This is a genomic window from Claveliimonas monacensis, assembly GCF_014982975.1.
GTDB classification, from domain to species: Bacteria; Bacillota; Clostridia; order Lachnospirales; family Lachnospiraceae; genus Claveliimonas; species Claveliimonas monacensis.
The window spans coordinates 1-22196 of record NZ_JADCKL010000012.1; the positions used below are offsets into that span (position 1 = coordinate 1).

The window sequence follows — 22196 nt, forward strand, 5'->3', positions numbered from 1 at the left end:
CCTCCTTATAATAATCTGTGAGGTTAATTATACGCTATTGTTATTCGAGAAAACGACATGTACCATCAGGTTTTAAGCTGAGATCTGCATTTCTTCTGGAATAATAATACTTCTGGGATAATGTGTCCAGCACCCGGCAAATGTGATATCCGGATTTTCCCGGTCCAGCTTCCTGTAAGCGGAATAGCCGTCACAGACAACTACCCCTGTAAAGCCCTTCAGGAATTCTTGCGGGTGGTCTGCTTTTCGGGTCCGCTGATATTCATACAGGACGATGGGCGTATCTTTGTAGATCTTCCCAGTGCGGTAGATCCACATATAACTCTTGCTGTTTACGGGACGCCCATCCTTCGATACCATGACCGGAGTTTCGTCGGCCTGCAGCACATGGAAACGGTACAGTTCTTTATGGAGATAATCATAAAGGATTCCCAGATACCGGTCCGCACACTGGATCATCCAGTTCGCCATCACCTGCTTGGAAATGTGGATGTCGTTCCGCAGGAATTCCTGACTGATCCGGTACAGAGGAAGCCCGTTTACATACTTGGCATTCATGATACTTGCCGCCAGAGAAGGAGTCAGGATGCTGTTCCGCAGCAGATCTCTCGGACGGTCTGCCTTAACGATCGTCTGATTGTCCCTTCCGGCATAGACAGCTACATGATGCTCTTCAACTGTATACACGGCTGGCTGAACACGGACTCTTTTGTAGACTTCATCCGGAAGCTGCTTCCAGCCGTCTGCGCCAAAGAGTTCCTGCAGTTTTTCGTCCGAAAGAGTATGAGGGATCACTTCAACCGGAAGATCCTTTAAATCTTCCTCACGTTTCCCTTTCCTTTTCCGGCGGCTGACCTGGATCACATCCTCTTCGGCAGGCTCAACGACATAAAGAGTTTCTGTCAGGGCTTCTGCTTCGTTAAAGATGAGTTCCAGTTCTAACTGGCCTGCTATAACATCCAGTTTTTCAGAAGAACGCCCATAGCGTTTATTGTTTGCGTCAGCGATCTGCTCGATCAGCCGCTCCATGTTTGCGTTCAGTTGGTTCAGCTGATCCTGCATGGACAGGATCACTGCTACGAGTGTCTCTTTGCTGAAGCTGTTCAGTTCTTCTGGTGAGTAGATCTTTGACATGTCCGGTGCTCCTTTGTTTTGCTGAAACTATTGTACCGCAAAACAAAAGAAAAAGCGAACCACACAAAAAAGATCGTTCGTCATTCTCACCATAGGATAAACACTCTGAAAAGCCGAAAAAACTACTGGTTTTTTCAGTTTTTCAGAGTACTTATCCACACGGCAGCTTGCTGCCGGTAAGTACTCCATGATTGAATGAATGCAATAAGGCTCTGCTGTGGATAACTCCCAATCTGTCCTGGACGGCGAATGCGAAAAGATTTTTGATTTTCTCCGTTTTGCACAATGCTTTACAGGAGATCCTGAGGATACACTTCCTGGATCGGATGTCTGGAGACGATCTCCAGCCCCTTCATCAACGCCTGATATTGTTCCGGCGTGATCTCCAGTGCCTCTTCTTTTGTACGGGGCCAGCTGAAACCGCCAAGCTCCAGCCTTTTGTAGAGGAGAAGGAATCCATCGCCTTCCCATACAAGCCCCTTGATGCGGTCACTGCGCCTGCCGCAGAAGAGAAAAAGGATGTCCTTTTCATAAGGATCTAACTGGAAGTTGAATTTAATAATAGATGCCAGACCATCAATCCCGCGGCGTAAATCTGTGTATCCTGCAGCAATATAAATCTTTCGGAATCCGGTTGCATTATTCAGCACCCAGGAGCCCTCCAATCCGGGAGAGAAGCTCATCCGATGCAGAATTCGAAATCTCCAGAATGAGACTGCCTTTCCGGATCACGAGATCCGGATGAAAAACCGGAGCTGTGTTCTGAGAAGAAGATGGAAGCTTGATCTCAGTAAAAGAGACTGCCCTTTGAGTCGCTGGCACCATCGGCGCCATTTCCTGATGCGGTCCGGCAGTTGCCGGTAATAATGAATTCTGGGAATTTTCGAAAGCTTCCCTGCGCAGGATCCTCTGCCAGTAGAAGAACTGCTTCACTGAAATCCCATTTGCTCTGCACCAGGCAGTTTTAGACATTCCGCTGTTTATGCATTCATTCATGATTTTGGCCCAGTGCTCTGCACGGACCTGATGTGTGATCTTATCCATAGGGACACTCCTCTAAAAAACTTGTAGTTTTCTGGAGGTATTATCTCATAGATAGATAAAACTAGCACGGTACTAGTGATTTACCGTGTACATATTGTCGGGTTTTTATCATATAATGGGAAATATGGTATACAAATTTTTAATTTTGGGTTGTCCTATGAATGGGAAAAATATAATAATTGTAATCCTGAGCAAATATGTTTTGAGTTTAGAAATTCAGTTATAGTAAAGCTAGCTGAGAAAATAGTGGATAAAATGATAACTTCCAAGAATATTCGATATGATATAACAAATACAATTCCGGATGAAATCGGAATAAAGCATCCAATCATAGCATTATTCGATGATTTGGCAAATAAAAAGATGCTAATAGAATTCCACAGATGTATTTTAGATGTAAATTATCGTAAAAAAATGTTGGAGGATTGTTTCATGGAAAAGCAAGCAACTTATAAATAGACGATTAAAAATGTAGATAATCCTTTCAGTCAAAATTCTAAAATATTATTGACGTTACTAGGAGACTGATATAATCTATGACTATAATAGAGTTTTACGTTTGAAAGGAATAAAAAATGAAAGTATGGGGAAAATCTGAGTTCAAATCTGATGAGCATTTTTTGGGAACAATACAGCTGTCTTGCAAAAAAAATATTTATGCTTGTACAGTAGGAAGAACCAACTGTAAATGGGTGTTAAACCTATCGGCGCCAAATATGTACCTCTGCAATCTGTTTGTTGATAATGCAATAAATGACTGGAAAAATATATTCCTTGTATCAGATCTGTTTTATGAGCTGTATAAGAAAAGCAAGGAGGCAGGGAAGAATGCTAATGAGAAATTGAATGATTATTTTTCCAGCAGTTCTTATATGGATCTTGTAGATCGAATTGAGGATCCAATGCGTTTGCTTTTCGCTAAGGACCCAGACGACCTTGAACTTGAAATTGCAATTTTACTCCATAGAGAAATACCAGTGCAGGAGAGCGAGCGACTGCAGGAGATGGGGAGTGAACTCCAAGAATTTATTCATGTGTGAGGAGGGAACATCAAAGGATTATTTTACGTAAATGGAAATTTAAAGTGACTTCGCACAATACTTCTAAGATTGTGAAAAGATATTGATTTTTGAACTGTAATAGACCGAAAAGTCGATGATTAGGCGAAAAGTGCAAGTGAAAAGTATTTCCATGTTGACAAATATTCGGAACGAAGGTACGATATACATGATACAGATTACTTTAGTTCCATTTTGATGGAAGCGTAGTTTTTATTCTGAGAGAACTCAGAAGATGTTTTTTGCATATTGAGTGAATGAAAAGCATTGATTGTTTTTATGACAGTCAGTGCTTTTTTATTTCGGAATAAGTATCACGTAACTTATAAATTTTGCAAAATTAAAAGGAGGATAGTCAATAACAAAGAAAATATTAGGAGACAAAGAATCTTTGAGAATGGAGGATGAATATGAATAGATATGCTGTTTGATATTGTAATATATTAGCCAAGATCGTTATTGCCGGGTCAGACACTATCGAAGAGGCGAAAGAAAAGATTTAGGCTGCAGATGATGAATGGAGATTTGGATTAGATATGAAAGTCTATGATAAGTGTGAAATCAGATCGAGTTTAACATCTCAAGAATAATCTAAAAGGTAATACGAAATAAATATAGGAGGATCATTATACATGATGACAATAGGACAGTTAGATTATGCGTTAAAAGAAAAAACACCTATTTTTTTAAGGGCAGTAACAGGAAAGAAAAAAGTGGAACTTACAAATTATATACGTGGCCAATCCTGTGTACTTTCATGGGAAGTAAATAGCATTGAAATTTTAGGAAAGAAAAAAGGAGTTGTAGCAGACATTCTGCTTTCTGAATCAGTAATAAGCGCCTTGGAGACTATAGAGGAATAAAGGTTGCAAAGCGTTTGGCATTTTCATGCGTATAATCTTGCGGCGAGGAATAATGAAAATATATTTTAGAAACGAGTAATAATAGATGAATGATAAGAAGGAGAAAGGAGAATGCGTTTGAGTAAAGTAAAATGGTTAGATGAATATTGTAACAATTGTGGCTGCCAGATTAACTCCTGGGATAAAAGAATTTCAAAAACTTTAGCGTACCGCTATCCTAATTGTGAGAAATGTATAGCAGAAGAATATGACATGAACGTAGATGATTTGCGGAACCGGATGGAACGATTTTTTGGTATGCGCCCATGCATAGGCATATAAGGGAGTAGTATGAATGCGGATAATGAACTAACAGAAGTATTCCTGGATGTAGAAAATCTGGTGGGGAATTATCTGGATCATATTGGTGGGTATCATACAGACAGGTGGATTTCTGATGAAGAGTTGTACCGAACTATTTATGACATTGACATATTGAAAAGCTGCAGCTTAAAAATATAGATTGTATTATTTTAAGAGGATTTTGTGCCAATATATATTAGGGGCAATATATTAAGTGTTATATTTGACATTGCTTTTTTTGAGGGGTATACTTATTAGAAGTTAGCATGAGACCTGATGAGATGATTGGAACTCTAGCCACTTAGTCCAACTTTACAACTTAATCATTTGTAGCAATACTAAAAGAAAAAAACGGAGGTGAAAAAGATTATTGCTACAGGTGGAATGCTATTTTCCTGTAAAAATAAATATATACAAAATAGTTATTTAAGCGGGAAATGTTAAGTTTTCCCGCTGTTTCATAATTGGGGCCCCTGATTTAAGCGGCAGATTTATTTTAACAATCTTAAAAATGAATAGAGAGGAAAAGTATGATATCTAGAGAAGAACTGCTCAGGATGAAAAATATGACGTTCGACGAAGTGAATCCAGACGATATTATAGATGTTGAGGATTTTCATATTGATGTGACACTGAGTAAATCAGAAAAAATCAAACAGATTTTGGAATCTGGAAAGAACCCTTATTTTCTGAAATCTGGAAATACAATTGTTAAAATTGGGTATGCGGATACAACCAGAACAATTGAAGACGCATTAGAAAGTTTGGTGAGTTTAGAAAGCAAATCAGGAAGCGAAAATGGAAATAGACGTAATGGAGGCTGGTAATGTTTCTCGATAAAAACTTAGATCATATAGGGAGCAATAAATGCCACGAAGAAGTTTTTATGATTACAAGGGAAGAATTAATTAGAATGAGGAACATGACGTTTGATGAGATAGATCCTGATGATGCAATAGATCTTGATGATCTTGATGTTGATGTAACCTTAAGTAAACAAGAGAAGATTTTAAATATTTTAAATAGCGGAAAAAATCCATATTTTTGTAAGTCACAGGGCTATTTAATAAAAGTAGGATTTGAACCAAACGGTGTATCTGCAGAAGAGGCACTTGAAAGTTTAGTTAAAATGAAATGGTAGTGGAGGTAAAGATGATTAAATATCGTCCAGTTAGATCAACGCTAAGCGAAGCAATGGAAGAAGAACAATTTTTTGACACAATAGACGCTATGTTTGATTATATTGTGAAAGATTGGCAGCAGTTTGGAAATGACTTGTTTTCAAAAGAAGATTTGAGTATTGAAGAAAAACCTGGCAAAGATAAACGTATTAATTGGAAAGAATGCAGAGAAGTATACGTAAAACGGATGGGGCAAGAAATGTACACAACGCCACAGTGTATTGGATATTGTAGTTTTGAAGACTCTAATGTATAAAAGTGATTCATATATTAATGAGAATCTGCAAGATGAAATATAATCGAAAAATTATTAAAACAAATAAAAATTCAGTCCTATATGCAAATAAGTACTGGTTTGTGATAAATCAGAGTGGAAAAGTACAGGAAGACGGAGTAGATTATTATATTTTAGAAGTTACACGCCTAAAAAAGGATTATACACTATATCGTGGGAGATGCAGAAATAAGTTTATTCAGGTGTGTGATGATGAAATAAATATTATGCAGGATACATCTGCACAGATCTACTGTGAAATCTATAATTCAAGAAAAACCTATTTAGGGTGAAGTTTGTTAGTATAATTTTGAAGGTGGGATGCGGCAAGTTGATGAGGTTAAACCATCAACATAGAATCTTACAGCTAAAAAAAATAGCATGATATTTAATAGTTCACTTTTAGATAAGAAAAAAGGCAAAACCAGCAGGTAATCCTTTCTGGTTTTTGCCTTTTTCTTATCACAGCATAAAGGAATTTGTTTTATGCACCATCTACCTAAAATATGCGTAACACACAAATTATTAAAATATATTATCTGATATGGAAGGAAAGAAATTTGTCTTTTAATTTATTAATTTCTTTAAACCTTTCTTTCTCCTCACAGAAACAGGACAGCTTTCCCCATTATTCATGTGGACGGTTAGCTCTTTGAAATCTACATCAGCGATGTTATCTTTATTGATAATATATGATGTATGACATCTATAAAATCGATAATCTAATTGTTGCTCAATATCTTTTAATTGTCCAGTAAATTCTATGACACGTTTTCTTGCATGCAAAATAATTTTATGGATATTACTGGATGTTTCAAAGAAAATAATATCATTATAGTCAATCACAATATGTTTATCATTTTGATTAATCGTAAAGGTTCGGGTAACATCATTGTACAATGATGTGTATTTATTGTTCACATCTAATAGGCATTCATGGATTTTAGATTTTATATGTTCAGCAGTATCCTTTACGATGAAATCTAGAGCTTCTGCCTTATATTGAAAGGTGAGAAAACTCATCTCTGAATGGGATGTAATAAAGACTATGAAACAGCGAGGCTGAATTTGTCGGATCCGCTGTGCAAGTGTCAGCCCATCCATATCAGATTTTAAATCAATGTCAAGAAAGAAAAGGCCTGTGTTTTCGGAAGTTAATATTTTTTTTAGAATCATATGGGGGTCAGATGTTGCCTGAACAATCTGCATATCAAAACCTTCCATAAGAATAAAATTAGATATATATTTTTGAAAGAGGCTTAACTGCTTTTTGTTGTCTTCACAGATGAAAATATCAATCATGTTCAGTATCACTCCTTATTTTATCTTGTGATATGTTTATTATACAATAATTTGAGTTATTATAGAAGAAAAATAATAAGTGTCAACTTTTTGATAATAAGTGTTTGGGATTAAGCAGTTTTTATATAGAAATGAACGTTTATTATAAAAACCTAAAGGGTTATTTTTATTCTGCTATTATTGCTCCAAGAAAGGAGATACGAAAATGGAAACAATCGCGAACAGAATTGTAAATTATTTAGATACTTATAAAACTATTTGGAGCGATGTAGATCGAATGCGAATGAGTTTGGGGCTGCAAATCATGATTCATAATATCGTTATGATTGGAACGATTCTTTTGATTTCGAAAATTGCGGGAATTTTTCTGGAAGCCGTTGTTCTTTTGACTGCATATGGAACGCTAAAAATGACCGCAGGAGGAGTACATTTCAGAACGAGTCTGGCATGTCTTATTGGGACTGGGGTATTTGTGATGGCTGGAGTTTTGTTTTCTAGACAGTTAAATATGGAGTTGTTTCATATAATGGGAATTTATCTTGTCTGTCTTATAATTCTGGTTAAAATTGGACCACAAGGTACTGAGAATAATCCAATCTCAGAAGAAAATTATATAAAACTCAGAAATAGAACGGGGTTTATAGTTTTGACATATATGTTTCTAACCGTTATTGTGGAAAATGTGACAGGTCGCATTCCATATTTACTATTTATTGCGGTAGTATTTGAAACAATATCTATTCTTCCGTCTTATCTAAAAAACAGGAGCATTTAATGCTCCTGTTTTTTAAGAAGATTGTTTTGATATGTGAAGGCGCTGCGTAAAAATATCATCTTGTATTTCAGTGTCTAAAAATACGTGATTATATTTAGAAATGATTTCGTGGGCATTATATAGTCCGATCCCGCGGTTCGCTCCTTTTGTGGATACATTGGGTTTTGCCAAAGTGGCATATGGAATGCCCTTTTCTAAAAAGGTATTAGAAATGATAAAGATATATTCCGTATCCAAGTTAATTAGTGCAAAGCGGATTGAAGGCTGCTCTGTTTCCGTTGTAGCTTCGATAGCATTATCAAGAAAGATTCCAATAATCCGACATAGGTCAAGTGTATCTATTGGAAGTGAGGTTATTTCATCTGTCATTTCAATACAAACATTGATATTTAATTCTACTGCATATAGCAACTTAGAGGATAGGATACTTTTGAGCTCAGTATTTTTGATATTCATCAGTTGGTTCATATGTGATGTGTTTTTTGTGATTTTCTTGCCTAATGGTAAAATCTCTTTATCAAAATATTCTCTTAAACCGTCCATATCGTTAGCTTCGATATATCCCGACATGGAAAGCATGATATTAGAAAAGTCGTGCTTAAAAGATCGTAATGAAGAATACATGCTTTCGATTTGATTAGTATATTCCTGCAACCTATTATAGGTATCCCGACGCATATCCATATCCACTTTTTCCATATGAGCTTTTATGATATTTACGATTAGGATGGTACTGATGACAAAGTAGCAGGCAAACAAGATACAATTAAATGTTATAATACTACGGCTATATCCAATACATTCCCCAATTACTATATTAAACAAAAAAATAAATAGACAGCTCCCCAGATTTGTAGCAATAAGTAATAGAAGTTGTTTAGACAATCCGGCATGGATTTTCTGGATAACAAAATGGAGCAGTCGGCCTATTACTGGACAAATACAGCCTAAAAGTGCAATGTATGAAATTATGTAAATAACATAGTACATAAAATGGGCTTGTAAATCAGTAATAGGATAAATGAATGTATCCCATAATAAAGAATAAAGATTATCCCAAAGTACGCAGAAAAGATAGGTGGCTATAAAGACACAGATATTCATTAAACGATTGGGATTGAGTATTGCAATATAAACACAGGTGCTTATAATTAACAGAATGACTCCAATGTTACCAAGAACAAATCCAATCAATAACATATTGATTAATAATATAACAAATAGTACTGCTTTTTGTCTGAGTTTCAACTTGAATGGTAAAAAACAGCAAATGGGTAGCAAATAGGAAAAAACACTTAAAAAATACGGGAGTATTTGTATTGCTTGCAATGTCATATCTACACCCTTTCATATTTAATTATTTGAAATCACCTACATTATATTACTTAGGTTTTTTGAAATCAACGATTATTACTGAATAAACGTTGATTTTTTGAACTTGTATTACGATTTTTCGGATAAAAATATTTTTTATTCATAATATCTTAATTCAAAAAAAGAGTAGGTTATACTTGTATTACCAAATATGAAAGGGGTAAGTAAAAATGAAGGAAAAATTAAAAAGAAGCATTGGTAACTTGGCAATCAATCTTGGAAAACATGCGGTAGGAAAGTGTATGATTCCTGGTATGTTTGATCCTAGAATCCCGGATGAAATAAAAGATATGAAAAGGGAAAGAAGAAGCAAATAGTTAATGTAGGATAGCTCTAAAGCTTATTAACGTTAAAGGAGAAAGTTATGAAATGTATTAAAAAACTTGCAGCTCTATTATTATGTTTAGCAATGATGTGTGCTGTATCCATGACAACTTTTGCTGCAGAAGAGGAGACTGTTACCCCTGACGAAAGGGAGTATCTGATCGTAAATGGAGAAGATATTGTATATGTAGGCGAAGACTATGAAAATCCGGACACAGGAGAATACGTACATTGGAATACGAATGCACGAGGAATTGATAAAAGCTTTTCATTTAAAATTCGATATTCTGTATCATCAAGCAACTTTACCGTACATAGCAGTAAAGTTTTGGTTAAAGCAAATGCACATGTTGAAGATTTAAACGGAAAGACTGTAAGCGGGTATAATGGTCATCTTTATACAGTCTCCATTGTTGGATGGTATTCTCGAAACCTTCAATTTTCTGTTGGAAGTACCCAGTCTGGAACGATTACTGGGCTTGATAACGGCGGTAGCTATAAAGTAAAAATTACAAATAATGATTATCTTTCCGACACGAGATATTTAGTTGGGAGCGGAACTGTTTCGACTTTATAAAACTTTGAAGTTCCAAAATAGAGAAATATTTTAATGAAATTCTGTCTGCTTAATAAAATAAAAGCAGACAGAATTTTTTAGATTTAAGTGTAATGTGATAAGCAGTTAATGTGTCTATTATAGTGAAAGGAGTAAAAATGCCGACAGATAATGAACTTGAAAGACTTATTAACGAATATGGGAATACACTTTTGCGTATGTGTTATTTGTTTTTAAAAGATTACCAACTTGCAGAAGATGCAGTACAAGAGACTTTTATAAAAGTTATGAAATCATATGAAACTTTTAAACACAAATCCAGTGAGAAAACATGGATAACACGAATTGCAATAAATGTATGTAAGAACGAAATGAGAGGTGGATGGTTTCGGATCAGAAAGAATAACGATTTTGATGAAGACACAATTGGCGAAAAAACTTTCGAAGATGCAGTTGTAGACAGAGATTCTCTTTCGAGGGCAATTATGCGTCTAAATGACGTAGATAGAGAAATTATCATCTTATATTATTATCAAGAACTTCATATAAAAGAGATTGCTCCTATCATGCATATTTCAGAAAATACTGCATTACAACGCCTGAGAAGAGCGAGAGGGAAACTAAAAAAAAATCTTGTGGAGGACGGATATGAATGTTAAGGAAAGAATAGATAAAGAACTGAATATGATTTATATGGATGAGAATCTGAAGAAACGGATAAGAAGTAGCTGTTCAAAGAAAAAATCATATAAATTACTAACCAGTATTGCAGCTTCCCTAGCTATAATTGTTCTGGCCGGAGGCACTGCGTTTGCAGGATATTATGCATTAAGTCGTATTACGGTAAATGAAGAGGAAACACCTGAGCTTAGTCAGATGTATGCGGTAGATGCGGAGTCTATTAATGGAAATATAGACGAATATGGGATGAGTGATAAAGACTATTCAGACTATGAGAGTATAAAAAGAGAGATAGGTATTCCTCTATTAGACACCGAGTTGTCTCAAAATAATCCATATATGCGTGGGCATATTATGACTGATAATAAAGATTTTGCCATTATTACGGTAGATAATTATGTTCTTGGTGATACCAGTAATTATATATATAATTCAGAGGAAGAAAGATACTTTTACAATTCTGGAGAGGAATATACCTCATCTGTTTCTCTATCAATTGATATTATGTTAAGTAAAGAACAAGAAGTTAACGGGTGGACGGTGGATTATCTGGGAATGTATAAGTTTGTTGAAAGTTATATTTCCGACCAGGGATATAAAGTTAATATTTTGGAGGATCAAACTGATGAAAATGTAAGAGATTATGTATCAGAGAAATGCGCAGTTTTTGTAAAGGATGGAATACGATACACCCTGAAAGGACGAATTCCTCTTGAGAGTATGAAAGAGATCATTAATTCTTTGAAGTACTAAATAGATGCTGGAGAAAAACAACATCATACAGAAAAGTGTTTTTCTCCAGTCTAAAAAAGATATAAGCGGATAAATATAGCGATATCAAGAACGGCAGTAATCCGTTCTTTTTTTAGGTGCGATTATATTTTTGGAGAGTACTGAGGTGCGCCTCATAGCTCAATTTTGCAATATAAGGTAAAATTTTCCAGAAATTTGTCGAAAGCAGGGGGCAATGGATGAAGGGAAATTCCAAACAGTTGTTAATGGGTTATCTTAGAAAAGAAATCCATGCATTCCGTGATCAAGAAGGATATTCGCAGGAAATGATGGCTGAAAAGCTTCACATAGCGCCACGTTCGTATTTTGATCAGGAACATGGGAAATATGGATTTTCTGCACTATCACTTATCTATTTTCTTCTGCTACTTCCGGAGGAAGAAGTGATTATATTTCTTAAAAATTTCAGGGAATTACTGCAAAGGAGTGGGGAGGATGCAGCTTGAGCCGATTCAATATGAAAAGGTATCGCAATGGCTGTTACGCAAACTGGGAATTACAGCAAATTATCGAGGTTTTCATTATATTTCTCATGCTATGTATTTAATATCTGAGGATCAAGAACGATTACTATATGTTTCTAAATTACTATATCCAGATCTTGCAAAAGAATACAAGACAGACTGGCGTGCAGTTGAACATAGTATCCGAACTGTAATTAATATTTTATGGAAAGACAATTCGGACTTTTTATGCTTTATGGCAGAGTGTCAGCTGTCACGGAGGCCAGCAGCAGGAAAATTTTTAGCAATACTGTATGACTTTATCTCGAATCTTGATATTGAAGCATCACAGTTAAACTAAGAATATATCACAGAAATTGAAAGAAATTAAGCTTTTTTACAGAAAAGCCGTCTATTTCACGTTTATATAAAGTAGGAACTATTTTATAACGAGGTGAGAAAGATGGCTTTTTTATATTTGATGAACATTATACATATCGTCAAAAATAGGACAATGTCTATTTGCCGATTTGTCAGAACAGCATTTATTGGACACAGAGAAACAGCTATAGTAAAAATAGAGGGAGGGAAACCTACTTTGATTTTAGTCGATAGTGGATATCTGCAGAGCTCGAAAAAAATGATGGGAGATTACAGAGAACGATTATTCGATTATTGCCAGAAAAGAGGATTTCAGGTGCTGGTGCTACTTGAAGCGAATAGCTTTAATAAATCATGTCAGAATTGGGCTGCGAAGAAAGTATTACAATTAGTGGAAAAGCAATATATAAATACGATTATAATTGTCGGCGGAATATCCCAGAAACGATGGATAGAGATTTTAAAGAGTATGATAAAAAGAAAAGTAGAAATTGAATATCTCTCAACAAGTGAGGACATAAATACATACAGATAGCATACTAAATATAAATGAATTGAAATGATACTATATTTCCTTATAAATTAATATTCAAATTTCAGAGAACAATTTAGCGCCAGCCACGCTAGTTTTTGTGGTTGGCGTCTTTATCTTATATGGATGCTTCTATGGGACTATATTCTAAACTTATTAATTTACATTCAAAACATCTCATAAAAAATCCTCAAATCAAATGATAGCTTATCTTTACATATCCATAAAAAGAATCATGATAATGCACACTTATGCGGTTAAATTTCACTTTTTTTGAAAAATTTTAAAGAATTTTACAGAAAACGGCACTTTTTTTAGTTGGTATATATTAGTGCACCTTGATAATTGCATATAGCTAATATACCAAAAGTATCAATTTTCAGGTGAGAGCAACCATAAAAAGAAAGGAGCAAAAGATGAAGGCAGTGTGTATTGGATTAGGTATTTTGGGAGGATTGGCATTGTTCACAGTATTGACCTGTATGTTCCTGTCAGTCGGAAAACGGGCAGATGAAGAGATGCAACGTTATTTTGCAGAACAATTTCCCGAAAAAGAAAAAGCAGAGCAGAAAGAAGGCAGGTAGCGCGTGGGAAAATCAGGAGTAATTTCAAAAGAGGATAAAGGGGAGGATAACGAATACTATCATGACATCATTTCTCTGTTCAAAATTTACCGTTCGGTCAATTGGAAAATGCAGATTAAAATCAATCAGGTAAAACAAAGTTTTCATGCAGAATATGGAACTAATGTAGATGAATTTCTAGATAGTATTTATCAGGCAGGGATGGATATCAATCTTGATATGGAAAATATGAAAGAGAGGATTGAAGCCATTAATCAGGCAAATAAATACCTAAAACTGATTGATGAGGCGGTGGCGTTGATGAGAAAGTATCATCCGCAGGGAGAGCGATATTACTGGGTATTGTATTACACTTATATGTCCGCATATCGTGCGGAAAATGTAGACGAAATACTGGACAAATTGGAACCTCATTTTCCAAGAATACCGAGGATTCATCGTGCCACTTATTTCAGATGGAGAGAAAGAGCGTTTGAAGCAGTTGGGAATATTTTGTGGGGATATGAGCCACAGAACCAAAAGCTGCTGGCTCAAGTCAGAGATGCGTATGAACATGGAGAGTTAAAAGACTGAAACTGATAATGCGTGTGCAGCCTAAAGAGGGCGGAAAGGAGGACGAGTTGATCTTAGGGGTAGATACTGGTAACAAGATGATAAAGACAGATCATTTTATTTTCCATTCTGGGATCAAAGTGAAAGAACAAAGGATTCTGAACGGAGAAGAAGGGATCTGTTATAAAGGTGTTAATTACATAGAGAACAGTCAAAGAATAACATATTTGCAGGATAAAACAGCAGATGAAAGATATTATATACTGACGCTGCTTGGAATAGCAAAAGAACTGGAAAGAGAAGAAGGGAATGTAAGAACGAAAGGGATCATCCCAATTACTTTGCTTGTGGGGCTGCCGCCTGGAGATTATGGCAGGCAAAAACGGAGATTTCAGGAGTATTTTTACCGTCAAGGGAAAACAGTACATTTCCTTTACAAAAATAGACCTTATCAGATTACATATACAGACGTAAAAGTTTATATGCAGGCATATTCAGCCTATCTTCTTATTGCTAATCGATTGCGTCTTGTTGAGTACTCAAAGGTTTTGATCATCGATATCGGAGGATTTACAGTAGATTATCTGATGGTACGTTACGGTGTCGTGCAACCGACTCAGATTGATTCTATACCGGAAGGAATCATTACACTTTATAAGCGGATCAATGCAGGAATCCGACAGCATTTCAATCTCCTTCTGGATGAAACAGATATCGATAATATTTTATTTAAAAGGAATACACAGTATCCAGAGAAAGTGCTTCGCCGGACTTTTGAAATAGCAAAAGATTATTTAGTGGAGCTGTTAGGAACCTTTTTAGAACTGGGAATCGACATACGTACAACCGTAACAGTGTTTGTAGGTGGCGGGTCTATTCTTTTAACAGATCTGATCGAAGATGTGTGGGTTAGATATAATAGCCAATATTTTATTGTTGATGATCCGCAAGCTAATGTAAAAGGGTTTAAGAAACAGTATCTGGCAGAACTTGCCGACTCTGCGGAAACATGATATGGGAAAGAGTAATCCATATCGATTTTCACTAGGATTTGATCCACAGGATCCGGATCACAGAAAAGTTGCTGACCTTTTAAATTCACTGGGACATAGAAAAACGAGATTCGTTGTAAAGGCAATTTTAGCATATTGCAGTGAAGACACGAATCAGAAAACAAATACTGATTATAAAAGTGATTTGTTTTATAAAGATGAGGAATCAGTGAAACAGGAGCGAGTGATTCGCTTTGATGAAGAAGTTCAGGTAGATGAAGAGGATCTGTCCATGATTCAAAAAAATAGAGATTTACTAAAGTATTTGGAAGGAGAAGAAAATGTTTAAAAAGCATCCAGTTCTTTGTTCAATTGCAGCTGCAGCTGTTGCGGTCATAATATTTCAGTTGTTTTGGGGAATTGCAGTTGTGAGTGGAAATTCTATGTCTCCATCTTATGAAGATGGTGATTTGGTTTTATTTAATAAACGGGAAAATCCAGAAAAAAATCAGGCCGTGGTAGCATACGTGGGAGATAAGTATGTGATTAAGAGAATTGTCGCAGTGCAGGGTGACGTGATTACGATTTGCGACAATATCCTGCTGATAAACGGAGAAGAGCAGGGGAGCGTTGATACCGATGGGGATGATAGAGAAGAAAGTATTACGCTTGTAGAGGACCAGTATTTTCTGATGGGAGATAATCGTGAAAATTCAAAAGACTCACGTATATATGGAGTCGTCTATCGGTGTCAAATTATTGGCGTTGTAGCGAAAAAATTATAGGAGGAGAGTGTATATGTTCAAAAAAGGAGAATACCTTTTCGCTTTTTTATCACTGGCTGAACTAATCTGCATCGGACTAGTGTGGATACATTATGACTGGATGCTGTATCTTCTGTCGGCATTAATTTTATTTCAAATGGCCTATTCAGTATTTGTTCAAATCAAGAACCGGACAAAAACAAAAATCTGTCCGCTTTGCAGTATGCATATTGTGGTATGGTATAGAATCTGTCCCAATTGTGGATATATTTTTGAACCGGGCTGTAAAAAAGATGAACTTACAGATATGATTGAGGATGCTCTTGAAAAAGAGGAAATTCATGATTTTGATGGAACTGAATACCCCGTAGACAGAGTAGAACAGATAGAGATGGAGGCTGTAGAAAACTATGTAAAAAGTCCATAATTGAAAATATATGATAAAAGTAAGTTTTCGGAAAGTTTTTTTTGCTATAATGTCGAAATGGTGACTTGGAACACATACAAAACCGGAAAATAAATCTCAGGTTTTGTGGCACTGCATGTAAGTCCCTTTTCTGGATTAAGTGCTGAGATTTAGAAAGGGTGATTCGCATGAGCAAAAGAGAAACTAAAGAAGAAAACAGAGGAATAAAAAGGCTGTTAGAAGACTCTCTAACGGTCTTTTTTTGTAAATGAGTTTTATTTACATAGACAGTCTGATTTAAGACTGGCTCAGAATCGGGCTCCGCCTGGAAATTCTTGCTGCACTCAGACAAAAATTTCAGGAGGAAACCAGATGAGAAAAGGTAAAAAAACTGTACAGGAGAACTTTAGTAATTATCTCTTACATGCAGTAGAAAATACGATTCGTACATATTGTAAAACAAAATATTTGATACTTGAAAATGAAGTATTATCTGAAAAGGACTTGGAAGAGTCATTGGAAGAACCGCAACAGCCTTTAGACGAAACAGAAGTAATGGGGTGTGAATTTAAGGGGATCATAGAAATGGAGAAACTCCTTCATCAGATTACAGATAACCATCTTCTAAAAGCATTCTGCAGTCTCTCCAAGATGGGAAGAGAGGTTATGTGCCTTCGGATTCTTTATGAGAAGAGCTTTAAAGAAATTGGAGAAATTGAAGGAATTACGAAAAAAAAAGCAGAAGACACCTATTATAATTCAATAAAAAAAGTACGTAAGATTGTGGGAGGAACCAAATATGAAAAGAGAAGATGAATTTGAGAGAATTTTGCGTAGAGCACAAATGGCAGATAAAAATGCGATGGTAAAGATTGTAGAAATGTATCGTCCGTTATTGGTAAGCCATGCTAAAATTAGAGGAAAATTTGAAGAAGACTTATATCAGGAACTGGTTTATACGACTTTAAAATGCATTTTTAAGTTTCCGTTGGAAAAGGCAAAGAGAGAATCCACGGTCGCTGCGCTATATTCTGTATAGACTTGCGTAAGACAGGGCTGAAAGATATAATGAGTAATGAAACAGAGAACAAATAGAAATGTTACCATAAAAAACAAGCGAGGGAAATGAAGATGGATGAGAAAAATTACAAAGCTATTGTTGAGTACTTGGAAAATTCTTATAGCGGAGCAAAGATGATGGATGACTTTGAGTGTATGTGTCGTTTGACACGTGCAATTGCTGCTTTTAAAGCAGATCCGGAACAGGAAATTTTTTCTGAAGAGTTCAAAGAACAGTATTACAGTGATCAAGTGAAACTGTGAAAAGAAGATGTGTATTCTTAAACTGTCAGAAGATACCCTGTTGACAAAAAAGACCTCTTTTTTTATGATATAAGTGACACATTTTATAACTGCAGGTTCACAGTGCCAGTTATTAGAATTTTATTCCAACGGAGCAGTTGGAAGTTAATTTTGGCAGAAATATTGCATTTTTTAAAAGCAGAAAGACATTGATTATTTTGGTAAAAGTAATCAGTGTTTTTTTGTTTAAGTAAAAATTGTGTCAAGTAAAAATATCGAAAAGGAGGAACAAGGATGAAAAAAATGAAATGCGAAAAAGCAGAGAAAATTAAACGTATGATTTTTACATACGGGTCAGTGTTATTCCCAATTGCTACAGGGCAGCCGGTAAGTTATTACAGAAAAGGAAGATGGCATAAAACAGAGAAAGTGCAACGGATCATTCGTTCAGACGAGGAGCGTATTGTTGTGGAAACGAAAAGTTTCGTTTACAGTATTCAGTTCCAGCAGGAAGAAGCTGCCTCTGCAATAGCTGCAGCATAAGAGGAATTACTTTAATTAGGAAAATCGGCAGAAAGAGATAAGACTCTTTCTGTCGATTGAAAGGAGTTGAAAGTATGGGATGGATATCTTATCACGTGAATACTTATACAAAAAATGGAAAACAGGTCTTTGACAGAAAGAAGGAATGTGATGCGGAACTTACAAGAGGTATGGAAAAAGACAGTAAGATTTTAAAATCTGCTATGGTTGGAAGTACATATTATGCTGCGGTGCAGTCGATGAAACCAGATGGCTCTTGTCAGGTATGGGCTGCTATTTTTCGAACATGTTTCGACAGTAATTCGGAGGAAAACTTTTCATATAAGCCTATGGATGAGACGGTGGGGCCAGGAATACAATATTGTAAATGCCCCATATCTATATTGGAATTACTGACAGAAACATCAAATAAGTATGCACTTGATTGGAGAAACTCATGCAGGAAGTATCATGAAGCTCTAAAAACTAGAGCAAAGTTACGAAAATATCCGATAGGATCAAAGATAACATTCATAAATCAGCAAAAATTCATGGATGATATAGTGCGAGTAGGAGAAAGAGTATGTTTAGTTAAATGCCCGGGAATAAATGGCAGGCCCGCATACTGGAGCAATGGGGCATATCGATGGAGAGTGAGGTTTATCCCGGGAGATTACGAACTTATTGAAAAGAGGGGAGAAGATAAGTGAGCTGGATCTGTTTTCAAATAGAATTACCTCATAACAAAAATCAGTGGGGAAAGAAGATTAAAGAAGAGTGTGACCGGATGCTGACCCAACAGGTACATGAAGATAATGGTCTTTTGCGTCCTGCTATGGAGATTGTCCAATCCTGTATTCATAAAGACATCTATTATGCTGCCGTAAGAACGATATCTTTGTCAGGAAAATGCCGCATTAAGGCGGCTGTTTTTAAGATCAAGATTCATGAGAATAGGGTTTACAATCTGCTTTGTGATGAAAAATATGAAGATGAACTTCCGCAGGAGCAGGAGTGCCCGCTAGCGATTCTTCGGCTTTTAAGCGATACAAAATCTGAAAAAGCATTAGAATGGCGGAAAAAATGTTATGCCTTTCATGGTATATTAAAAGAAGAGCAGGGTAGAAAAAAGGAGAACATATTCCCATTTCAAAAAAAGCCACAGTACGGCAAACGAGTCCACGGATTGAAAAAAGGGGATTCGAAAAACAATTTATATAAGCAAAGATCGAAGTATAAAATTGCCAAAGGCTGTCATGTAATCTGATTTTCATATTTTAGGCTTTCAAAGCCATTCATCAGAAGAGAAGCGGTGGAATTTGACAAGTATTCTCCGCTTCTTTTTCTTTATAATTTTCTCTGCGATAAAATTACTACAAAAATGCGATTAAATTGCGGCTGTAATGAAATTGACAGACGATTTCAATCAGTATAGAATGATATCGTAAAGTTTTGTGCATGCGGAACGTATGCATGGAGAGCCGCAAAACCTTATAATAAAGCAAAGCGAACAGTCCGAAAGGGCTGTTTTTTTGTGCTTTAAATAATGAAGGAAGGAGGCTGGTGCTTGTTTAAGCTGATACGACAACTTCATAAGGGAACGGGAAACCAATTGGGGAATCCATCTGCAGGTAAGATGACAGAATGGATTCCCCAGTTTATGTTTATTTGTTTTCTCGTAGCGGGACTTACAGCATTTATGATTCAGCCTGTATTTGCCGAAGATATTTTTACAATGGCAAAAGATGCAATGCAGAAAGTCTATAATGATGTAATCGGTATTGCGACAGTTGCTGCGGTGGTATGCTCTGCGGTCTGCCTGTTTTTAATGAATTTTTCTAAATCCGGCAGGACCGTGGACGAATCGCGGATCTGGCTAAAGCGGATCATTATCTGCTGGGCGGTTCTGATGGCTTTGGGTGCGATTGTAAATTACATGGAAGAATTGGTTCCAAAGCAGGAATTTACATCTTAATCATTATTAAAATCAGGAAAAAGCCGGCGCTCTCCCGGTCAGTGAAAGGAGGTATATGACGGCAGTTGAGCTGGCTGATAGAGCTATTAATTGAAGGAATCCGAGAAGTTTGTTCACAGTTTCTGGTTGACATGATGGATCTGTTGACCAATATGTTTACGGAATTGGTTTCTTGCGATTTAAGCCTGTTTGAAGATCTGTTTGGTGTGGTAAAAGATTTGTATGAAAATGCAATCCTGCCACTTGGCGTAGCAATCTTGCTATTAATCCTGGTATGGCAGTTATTTAAAGCAATGTTTGGAAGAGGTACAGCAGAAGACCCTGTGGAATTGGTCTGCCGGAGCTGTATCTGCCTTTTTTTTGTAATCTTTGCCAGACCGCTTGCAAATTATATTTTGAGTGTTGCAGGGACCCCGTATCAGTGGGTAGCCGGAACAGAAATTGAAGTAGAGAGTTTCTCGGATTTTGTAAACGCTTTGGATGTTCTTTCTGCGGGGCTTGGAATTAACACATTGAGTATTACGATCTTAATGCTGATCATGCAGTTTGTAGTTGCATGGAACTATTTCAAAATGTTGTTCATTATAGCGGAACGGTATGTACTTCTCGGTGTGTTCTCTTATACTTCCCCGCTTGCTTTTGCGACCGGCGGTTCCAAAGCGACAAATAACATTCTTGCATCATGGGCTAAGATGTTTGGTGGTCAGGTTGTTTTGATCATTATGAATGCATGGTGCATGAAGATGTTTTTAAGCGGCTACGGTAATCTGATGGCAACCGGGTTAGGATTTACACAGTTTTTCATTGCTACCTTGTGTCTGATCGGATTTTGTAAGATCGCATATAAGCTGGACTCCTATATGGCAGCACTCGGGGTCAATTTAGGAAGGCCTTCCAATGGAATTGGAGCAATGGGCCTTATGATGGCTGCGAGTCGATTATTCTCCCATACTTCAGGATCATTTAGTGGCATGGGAAGTTCTTCGACAGAAAACGGAACTTCTTCAAATAACGGAGAAGGAGATGTCAATATGGCAGGAGGAAATGGCCCGATACCTATGAGTCCTGGCGGTGTGGAACCGGAAGAAATGAACCAATCACCAGTGCAGGAAACAGAGGCAGAAAGTACGGAAGCCTTTACAGCAGATGCAGGATATGATGAACCAGATAGCCAGGATGATGTTTTGGAAGAGATGGGGGCAGCTCCGGAAATGGATCAGCCTGAAGTAAATACTGCAGGAGCAGATGCATTCTTTGAAAGTGGTGGAGATCAAACGATACAGTCCGATGAAGAAGGCAATCCTGTGCCAGGTGATGGAAAAGATACGATGTTTGCGGATGCCGGTATGATAGAAAACGATGAAGAAACAGCAGGGAACTTTGCAGGTACTGTGGAGGATGAGTCAGAACAGGGAACCGCTTACGCAGAGAATGTGGAAGACAATGAACCGATTCCTATGGGTGAAGGAAATGAAGAGTGGACAGGCCAGACGATGGAGAACGGAGAAGGAGTACCGGATTATCCGCGGGAAGATGAAGAAATGGAAATTCCTGGAATGGATCTCGATTCTGGAGGAATGACGGAAAAGGATATGGATCTCGAGGGTGTTACCAGCGGCAGTGCTGGCAGCGGACTTTCTGAAGGAGAGTACATTTCCGGAAACAGCACTCAAGACCTTCATTCAAGTGGACCAGGCATCCTCAATGAGATCGGAGAAAGCACCGTATCTGAAACGGTCTTTTCTGAAACAACGAATCCGGATATGGAAGTATCTGGACGTATACAGGAGCATAGCGATAGTGATACGCTTTCTTCCCGTGAGGCAGGGAAGGGTGAAATTCATGGAAAGGATTTTCGCCGGGATGAGTTTTTAAGAGAAGGATCACCACTCACAGAGCAAGATTTCAAGGAAATGGGAGGTATCCCGTCATCTGAAAAATATCAGGAACATTTTACTGACGATTTCCATACTGTTCCGAGATCCAGAAGAGATATTCGCCGTAGACGAAAAGACGATACAGAGTATTGACGGGAGGTGAATC

The 22196-nt window shown here is 36.8% G+C and carries 34 protein-coding genes; 29 read left to right on the forward strand and 5 right to left on the reverse strand.

The genetic code is table 11. From position 1 onward, the window contains the following. Nucleotides 1-72: 72 nt before the first annotated feature. The 3 genes from tnpC to tnpA all read right to left on the reverse strand — a co-directional run bounded on the left by tnpC (nucleotide 73) and on the right by tnpA (nucleotide 2178). The gene (tnpC, locus tag INF30_RS11985; RefSeq protein ID WP_226395363.1) at nucleotides 73-1134 is read right to left on the reverse strand and encodes an IS66 family transposase; all 1062 of its coding nucleotides are present in this window, start codon (nucleotides 1132-1134) and stop codon (nucleotides 73-75) included. Nucleotides 1135-1424: 290 nt separating this feature from the next. After that, on the reverse strand, nucleotides 1425-1784 hold the full coding sequence (tnpB, locus tag INF30_RS11990) for an IS66 family insertion sequence element accessory protein TnpB (RefSeq protein ID WP_226395364.1): 360 nt from the start codon (nucleotides 1782-1784) through the stop codon (nucleotides 1425-1427). Continuing rightward, entirely contained in the window at nucleotides 1774-2178 is a 405-nt protein-coding gene (gene tnpA, locus INF30_RS11995) for an IS66 family insertion sequence element accessory protein TnpA (protein WP_070090334.1), read from the reverse strand. Before tnpA ends, tnpB begins: the two co-directional genes overlap by 11 nt. Nucleotides 2179-2253: 75 nt before the next feature. On the opposite strand from tnpA, the gene INF30_RS12000 reads away from it, so the two are divergent. From INF30_RS12000 to INF30_RS12030, 7 genes are all read left to right on the forward strand, one after another. Beyond that, on the forward strand, nucleotides 2254-2637 hold the full coding sequence (locus INF30_RS12000) for a hypothetical protein (protein WP_226395365.1): 384 nt from the start codon (nucleotides 2254-2256) through the stop codon (nucleotides 2635-2637). Nucleotides 2638-2753: 116 nt separating this feature from the next. After that, entirely contained in the window at nucleotides 2754-3218 is a 465-nt protein-coding gene (locus INF30_RS12005; protein ID WP_226395366.1) for a hypothetical protein, read from the forward strand. A 650-nt stretch (nucleotides 3219-3868) separates the two neighbouring features. Then, nucleotides 3869-4099 carry a hypothetical protein gene (locus tag INF30_RS12010; RefSeq protein ID WP_226395367.1) on the forward strand — a complete coding sequence of 77 codons (231 nt, stop codon included), beginning with the start codon at nucleotides 3869-3871 and terminating at the stop codon, nucleotides 4097-4099. A gap of 872 nt (nucleotides 4100-4971) precedes the next feature. After that, entirely contained in the window at nucleotides 4972-5268 is a 297-nt protein-coding gene (locus INF30_RS12015) for a DUF6870 family protein (protein ID WP_226395368.1), read from the forward strand. Next, complete coding sequence (locus INF30_RS12020) at nucleotides 5268-5582, forward strand: DUF6870 family protein (protein ID WP_226395369.1); 315 nt, start codon at nucleotides 5268-5270, stop codon at nucleotides 5580-5582. The genes INF30_RS12015 and INF30_RS12020 overlap by 1 nt, the downstream gene beginning before the upstream one ends. An 11-nt stretch (nucleotides 5583-5593) precedes the next feature. Next, nucleotides 5594-5878 (forward strand): hypothetical protein, encoded by a 285-nt coding sequence (locus INF30_RS12025; RefSeq protein WP_226395370.1) that lies wholly within the window; start codon nucleotides 5594-5596, stop codon nucleotides 5876-5878. Nucleotides 5879-5910: 32 nt separating this feature from the next. Further along, complete coding sequence (locus INF30_RS12030) at nucleotides 5911-6189, forward strand: hypothetical protein (protein ID WP_226395371.1); 279 nt, start codon at nucleotides 5911-5913, stop codon at nucleotides 6187-6189. 274 nt (nucleotides 6190-6463) lie between these two features. Here the strand turns inward: INF30_RS12030 and INF30_RS12035 are convergent, their stop codons facing one another. Then, the gene (locus INF30_RS12035) at nucleotides 6464-7198 is read right to left on the reverse strand and encodes a LytR/AlgR family response regulator transcription factor (protein WP_226395372.1); all 735 of its coding nucleotides are present in this window, start codon (nucleotides 7196-7198) and stop codon (nucleotides 6464-6466) included. Nucleotides 7199-7403: 205 nt separating this feature from the next. Here INF30_RS12035 and INF30_RS12040 point away from each other — a divergent pair, with 205 nt between their 5' ends. Next, nucleotides 7404-7973, forward strand: a complete 570-nt coding sequence (locus INF30_RS12040; protein ID WP_226395373.1) for an accessory gene regulator ArgB-like protein — start codon at nucleotides 7404-7406, stop codon at nucleotides 7971-7973. 12 nt (nucleotides 7974-7985) lie between these two features. Here INF30_RS12040 and INF30_RS12045 read toward each other — a convergent pair whose 3' ends face one another. Further along, nucleotides 7986-9308, reverse strand: a complete 1323-nt coding sequence (locus INF30_RS12045; RefSeq protein WP_226395374.1) for a sensor histidine kinase — start codon at nucleotides 9306-9308, stop codon at nucleotides 7986-7988. Between the two features lie 209 nt (nucleotides 9309-9517). Here INF30_RS12045 and INF30_RS12050 point away from each other — a divergent pair, with 209 nt between their 5' ends. The 21 genes from INF30_RS12050 to INF30_RS12150 all read left to right on the forward strand — a co-directional run bounded on the left by INF30_RS12050 (nucleotide 9518) and on the right by INF30_RS12150 (nucleotide 22183). Continuing rightward, a complete protein-coding gene (locus INF30_RS12050; RefSeq protein ID WP_226395375.1) occupies nucleotides 9518-9664 on the forward strand; it encodes a hypothetical protein in 147 nt (48 codons plus the stop codon). 47 nt (nucleotides 9665-9711) lie between these two features. Continuing rightward, nucleotides 9712-10248, forward strand: coding sequence for a hypothetical protein (locus tag INF30_RS12055; protein ID WP_226395376.1), 537 nt, complete (start codon nucleotides 9712-9714; stop codon nucleotides 10246-10248). Between the two features lie 137 nt (nucleotides 10249-10385). Further along, nucleotides 10386-10886: a sigma-70 family RNA polymerase sigma factor gene (locus INF30_RS12060; protein ID WP_226395377.1), complete on the forward strand. Its 501-nt coding sequence runs from the start codon at nucleotides 10386-10388 to the stop codon at nucleotides 10884-10886. Further along, nucleotides 10876-11661 (forward strand): hypothetical protein, encoded by a 786-nt coding sequence (locus INF30_RS12065; RefSeq protein ID WP_226395378.1) that lies wholly within the window; start codon nucleotides 10876-10878, stop codon nucleotides 11659-11661. The genes INF30_RS12060 and INF30_RS12065 overlap by 11 nt, the downstream gene beginning before the upstream one ends. Nucleotides 11662-11879: 218 nt before the next feature. Then, entirely contained in the window at nucleotides 11880-12146 is a 267-nt protein-coding gene (locus INF30_RS12070) for a helix-turn-helix domain-containing protein (protein ID WP_226395379.1), read from the forward strand. Then, the gene (locus INF30_RS12075) at nucleotides 12136-12504 is read left to right on the forward strand and encodes a sporulation initiation factor Spo0A C-terminal domain-containing protein (protein ID WP_226395380.1); all 369 of its coding nucleotides are present in this window, start codon (nucleotides 12136-12138) and stop codon (nucleotides 12502-12504) included. The genes INF30_RS12070 and INF30_RS12075 overlap by 11 nt, the downstream gene beginning before the upstream one ends. Nucleotides 12505-12606: 102 nt before the next feature. Beyond that, the gene (locus tag INF30_RS12080) at nucleotides 12607-13059 is read left to right on the forward strand and encodes a hypothetical protein (protein WP_226395381.1); all 453 of its coding nucleotides are present in this window, start codon (nucleotides 12607-12609) and stop codon (nucleotides 13057-13059) included. A gap of 413 nt (nucleotides 13060-13472) precedes the next feature. Next, on the forward strand, nucleotides 13473-13640 hold the full coding sequence (locus tag INF30_RS12085) for a hypothetical protein (RefSeq protein WP_226395382.1): 168 nt from the start codon (nucleotides 13473-13475) through the stop codon (nucleotides 13638-13640). A 3-nt stretch (nucleotides 13641-13643) separates the two neighbouring features. Continuing rightward, nucleotides 13644-14213 (forward strand): hypothetical protein, encoded by a 570-nt coding sequence (locus tag INF30_RS12090; protein WP_226395383.1) that lies wholly within the window; start codon nucleotides 13644-13646, stop codon nucleotides 14211-14213. A 47-nt stretch (nucleotides 14214-14260) separates the two neighbouring features. Further along, on the forward strand, nucleotides 14261-15205 hold the full coding sequence (locus INF30_RS12095) for a ParM/StbA family protein (protein ID WP_226395384.1): 945 nt from the start codon (nucleotides 14261-14263) through the stop codon (nucleotides 15203-15205). A 1-nt stretch (nucleotide 15206) separates the two neighbouring features. Next, the gene (locus INF30_RS12100) at nucleotides 15207-15533 is read left to right on the forward strand and encodes a hypothetical protein (RefSeq protein WP_226395385.1); all 327 of its coding nucleotides are present in this window, start codon (nucleotides 15207-15209) and stop codon (nucleotides 15531-15533) included. Beyond that, a complete protein-coding gene (gene lepB / locus INF30_RS12105; RefSeq protein ID WP_226395386.1) occupies nucleotides 15526-15969 on the forward strand; it encodes a signal peptidase I in 444 nt (147 codons plus the stop codon). Before INF30_RS12100 ends, lepB begins: the two co-directional genes overlap by 8 nt. A gap of 13 nt (nucleotides 15970-15982) precedes the next feature. Continuing rightward, nucleotides 15983-16375 (forward strand): hypothetical protein, encoded by a 393-nt coding sequence (locus INF30_RS12110; RefSeq protein WP_226395387.1) that lies wholly within the window; start codon nucleotides 15983-15985, stop codon nucleotides 16373-16375. A 351-nt stretch (nucleotides 16376-16726) separates the two neighbouring features. After that, nucleotides 16727-17170, forward strand: a complete 444-nt coding sequence (locus INF30_RS12115) for a sigma-70 family RNA polymerase sigma factor (RefSeq protein ID WP_226395388.1) — start codon at nucleotides 16727-16729, stop codon at nucleotides 17168-17170. Then, the gene (locus tag INF30_RS12120) at nucleotides 17154-17393 is read left to right on the forward strand and encodes a helix-turn-helix domain-containing protein (protein ID WP_226395389.1); all 240 of its coding nucleotides are present in this window, start codon (nucleotides 17154-17156) and stop codon (nucleotides 17391-17393) included. The genes INF30_RS12115 and INF30_RS12120 overlap by 17 nt, the downstream gene beginning before the upstream one ends. A 92-nt stretch (nucleotides 17394-17485) precedes the next feature. Next, nucleotides 17486-17677 carry a hypothetical protein gene (locus INF30_RS12125; RefSeq protein ID WP_205132111.1) on the forward strand — a complete coding sequence of 64 codons (192 nt, stop codon included), beginning with the start codon at nucleotides 17486-17488 and terminating at the stop codon, nucleotides 17675-17677. 273 nt (nucleotides 17678-17950) lie between these two features. Then, nucleotides 17951-18199, forward strand: coding sequence for a hypothetical protein (locus INF30_RS12130; protein WP_205131041.1), 249 nt, complete (start codon nucleotides 17951-17953; stop codon nucleotides 18197-18199). A gap of 74 nt (nucleotides 18200-18273) precedes the next feature. Next, nucleotides 18274-18888, forward strand: coding sequence for a hypothetical protein (locus INF30_RS12135; protein ID WP_226395390.1), 615 nt, complete (start codon nucleotides 18274-18276; stop codon nucleotides 18886-18888). Next, a complete protein-coding gene (locus tag INF30_RS12140; protein WP_226395391.1) occupies nucleotides 18885-19445 on the forward strand; it encodes a hypothetical protein in 561 nt (186 codons plus the stop codon). The genes INF30_RS12135 and INF30_RS12140 overlap by 4 nt, the downstream gene beginning before the upstream one ends. A gap of 300 nt (nucleotides 19446-19745) precedes the next feature. Next, nucleotides 19746-20153, forward strand: coding sequence for a fimbrial protein (locus INF30_RS12145; protein WP_330601323.1), 408 nt, complete (start codon nucleotides 19746-19748; stop codon nucleotides 20151-20153). Nucleotides 20154-20218: 65 nt separating this feature from the next. Next, nucleotides 20219-22183 (forward strand): ICP22 family protein, encoded by a 1965-nt coding sequence (locus INF30_RS12150; RefSeq protein ID WP_226395392.1) that lies wholly within the window; start codon nucleotides 20219-20221, stop codon nucleotides 22181-22183. The last annotated feature ends 13 nt before the right edge of the window (nucleotides 22184-22196 follow it).

Excerpts from the sequence above, each read along its gene's own strand:
- tnpC (WP_226395363.1), bottom strand. The coding sequence starts at position 1,134 with ATGTCAAAGATCTACTCACCAGAAGAACTGAACAGCTTCAGCAAAGAG.
- INF30_RS12015 (WP_226395368.1), top strand. The coding sequence starts at position 4,972 with ATGATATCTAGAGAAGAACTGCTCAGGATGAAAAATATGACGTTCGAC.
- INF30_RS12030 (WP_226395371.1), top strand. The coding sequence starts at position 5,911 with ATGAAATATAATCGAAAAATTATTAAAACAAATAAAAATTCAGTCCTA.
- INF30_RS12040 (WP_226395373.1), top strand. The coding sequence starts at position 7,404 with ATGGAAACAATCGCGAACAGAATTGTAAATTATTTAGATACTTATAAA.
- INF30_RS12075 (WP_226395380.1), top strand. The coding sequence starts at position 12,136 with ATGCAGCTTGAGCCGATTCAATATGAAAAGGTATCGCAATGGCTGTTA.
- INF30_RS12010 (WP_226395367.1), top strand. The coding sequence starts at position 3,869 with ATGATGACAATAGGACAGTTAGATTATGCGTTAAAAGAAAAAACACCT.
- INF30_RS12005 (WP_226395366.1), top strand. The coding sequence starts at position 2,754 with ATGAAAGTATGGGGAAAATCTGAGTTCAAATCTGATGAGCATTTTTTG.
- INF30_RS12100 (WP_226395385.1), top strand. The coding sequence starts at position 15,207 with ATGGGAAAGAGTAATCCATATCGATTTTCACTAGGATTTGATCCACAG.
- INF30_RS12060 (WP_226395377.1), top strand. The coding sequence starts at position 10,386 with ATGCCGACAGATAATGAACTTGAAAGACTTATTAACGAATATGGGAAT.
- INF30_RS12050 (WP_226395375.1), top strand. The coding sequence starts at position 9,518 with ATGAAGGAAAAATTAAAAAGAAGCATTGGTAACTTGGCAATCAATCTT.
- INF30_RS12070 (WP_226395379.1), top strand. The coding sequence starts at position 11,880 with ATGAAGGGAAATTCCAAACAGTTGTTAATGGGTTATCTTAGAAAAGAA.
- INF30_RS12065 (WP_226395378.1), top strand. The coding sequence starts at position 10,876 with ATGAATGTTAAGGAAAGAATAGATAAAGAACTGAATATGATTTATATG.
- INF30_RS12125 (WP_205132111.1), top strand. The coding sequence starts at position 17,486 with ATGGATGAGAAAAATTACAAAGCTATTGTTGAGTACTTGGAAAATTCT.
- INF30_RS12115 (WP_226395388.1), top strand. The coding sequence starts at position 16,727 with ATGAGAAAAGGTAAAAAAACTGTACAGGAGAACTTTAGTAATTATCTC.
- INF30_RS12085 (WP_226395382.1), top strand. The coding sequence starts at position 13,473 with ATGAAGGCAGTGTGTATTGGATTAGGTATTTTGGGAGGATTGGCATTG.
- INF30_RS12130 (WP_205131041.1), top strand. The coding sequence starts at position 17,951 with ATGAAAAAAATGAAATGCGAAAAAGCAGAGAAAATTAAACGTATGATT.
- lepB (WP_226395386.1), top strand. The coding sequence starts at position 15,526 with ATGTTTAAAAAGCATCCAGTTCTTTGTTCAATTGCAGCTGCAGCTGTT.
- INF30_RS12135 (WP_226395390.1), top strand. The coding sequence starts at position 18,274 with ATGGGATGGATATCTTATCACGTGAATACTTATACAAAAAATGGAAAA.
- tnpA (WP_070090334.1), bottom strand. The coding sequence starts at position 2,178 with ATGGATAAGATCACACATCAGGTCCGTGCAGAGCACTGGGCCAAAATC.
- INF30_RS12025 (WP_226395370.1), top strand. The coding sequence starts at position 5,594 with ATGATTAAATATCGTCCAGTTAGATCAACGCTAAGCGAAGCAATGGAA.
- INF30_RS12045 (WP_226395374.1), bottom strand. The coding sequence starts at position 9,308 with ATGACATTGCAAGCAATACAAATACTCCCGTATTTTTTAAGTGTTTTT.
- INF30_RS12020 (WP_226395369.1), top strand. The coding sequence starts at position 5,268 with ATGTTTCTCGATAAAAACTTAGATCATATAGGGAGCAATAAATGCCAC.
- INF30_RS12110 (WP_226395387.1), top strand. The coding sequence starts at position 15,983 with ATGTTCAAAAAAGGAGAATACCTTTTCGCTTTTTTATCACTGGCTGAA.
- INF30_RS12120 (WP_226395389.1), top strand. The coding sequence starts at position 17,154 with ATGAAAAGAGAAGATGAATTTGAGAGAATTTTGCGTAGAGCACAAATG.
- INF30_RS12055 (WP_226395376.1), top strand. The coding sequence starts at position 9,712 with ATGAAATGTATTAAAAAACTTGCAGCTCTATTATTATGTTTAGCAATG.
- INF30_RS12035 (WP_226395372.1), bottom strand. The coding sequence starts at position 7,198 with ATGATTGATATTTTCATCTGTGAAGACAACAAAAAGCAGTTAAGCCTC.
- INF30_RS12080 (WP_226395381.1), top strand. The coding sequence starts at position 12,607 with ATGGCTTTTTTATATTTGATGAACATTATACATATCGTCAAAAATAGG.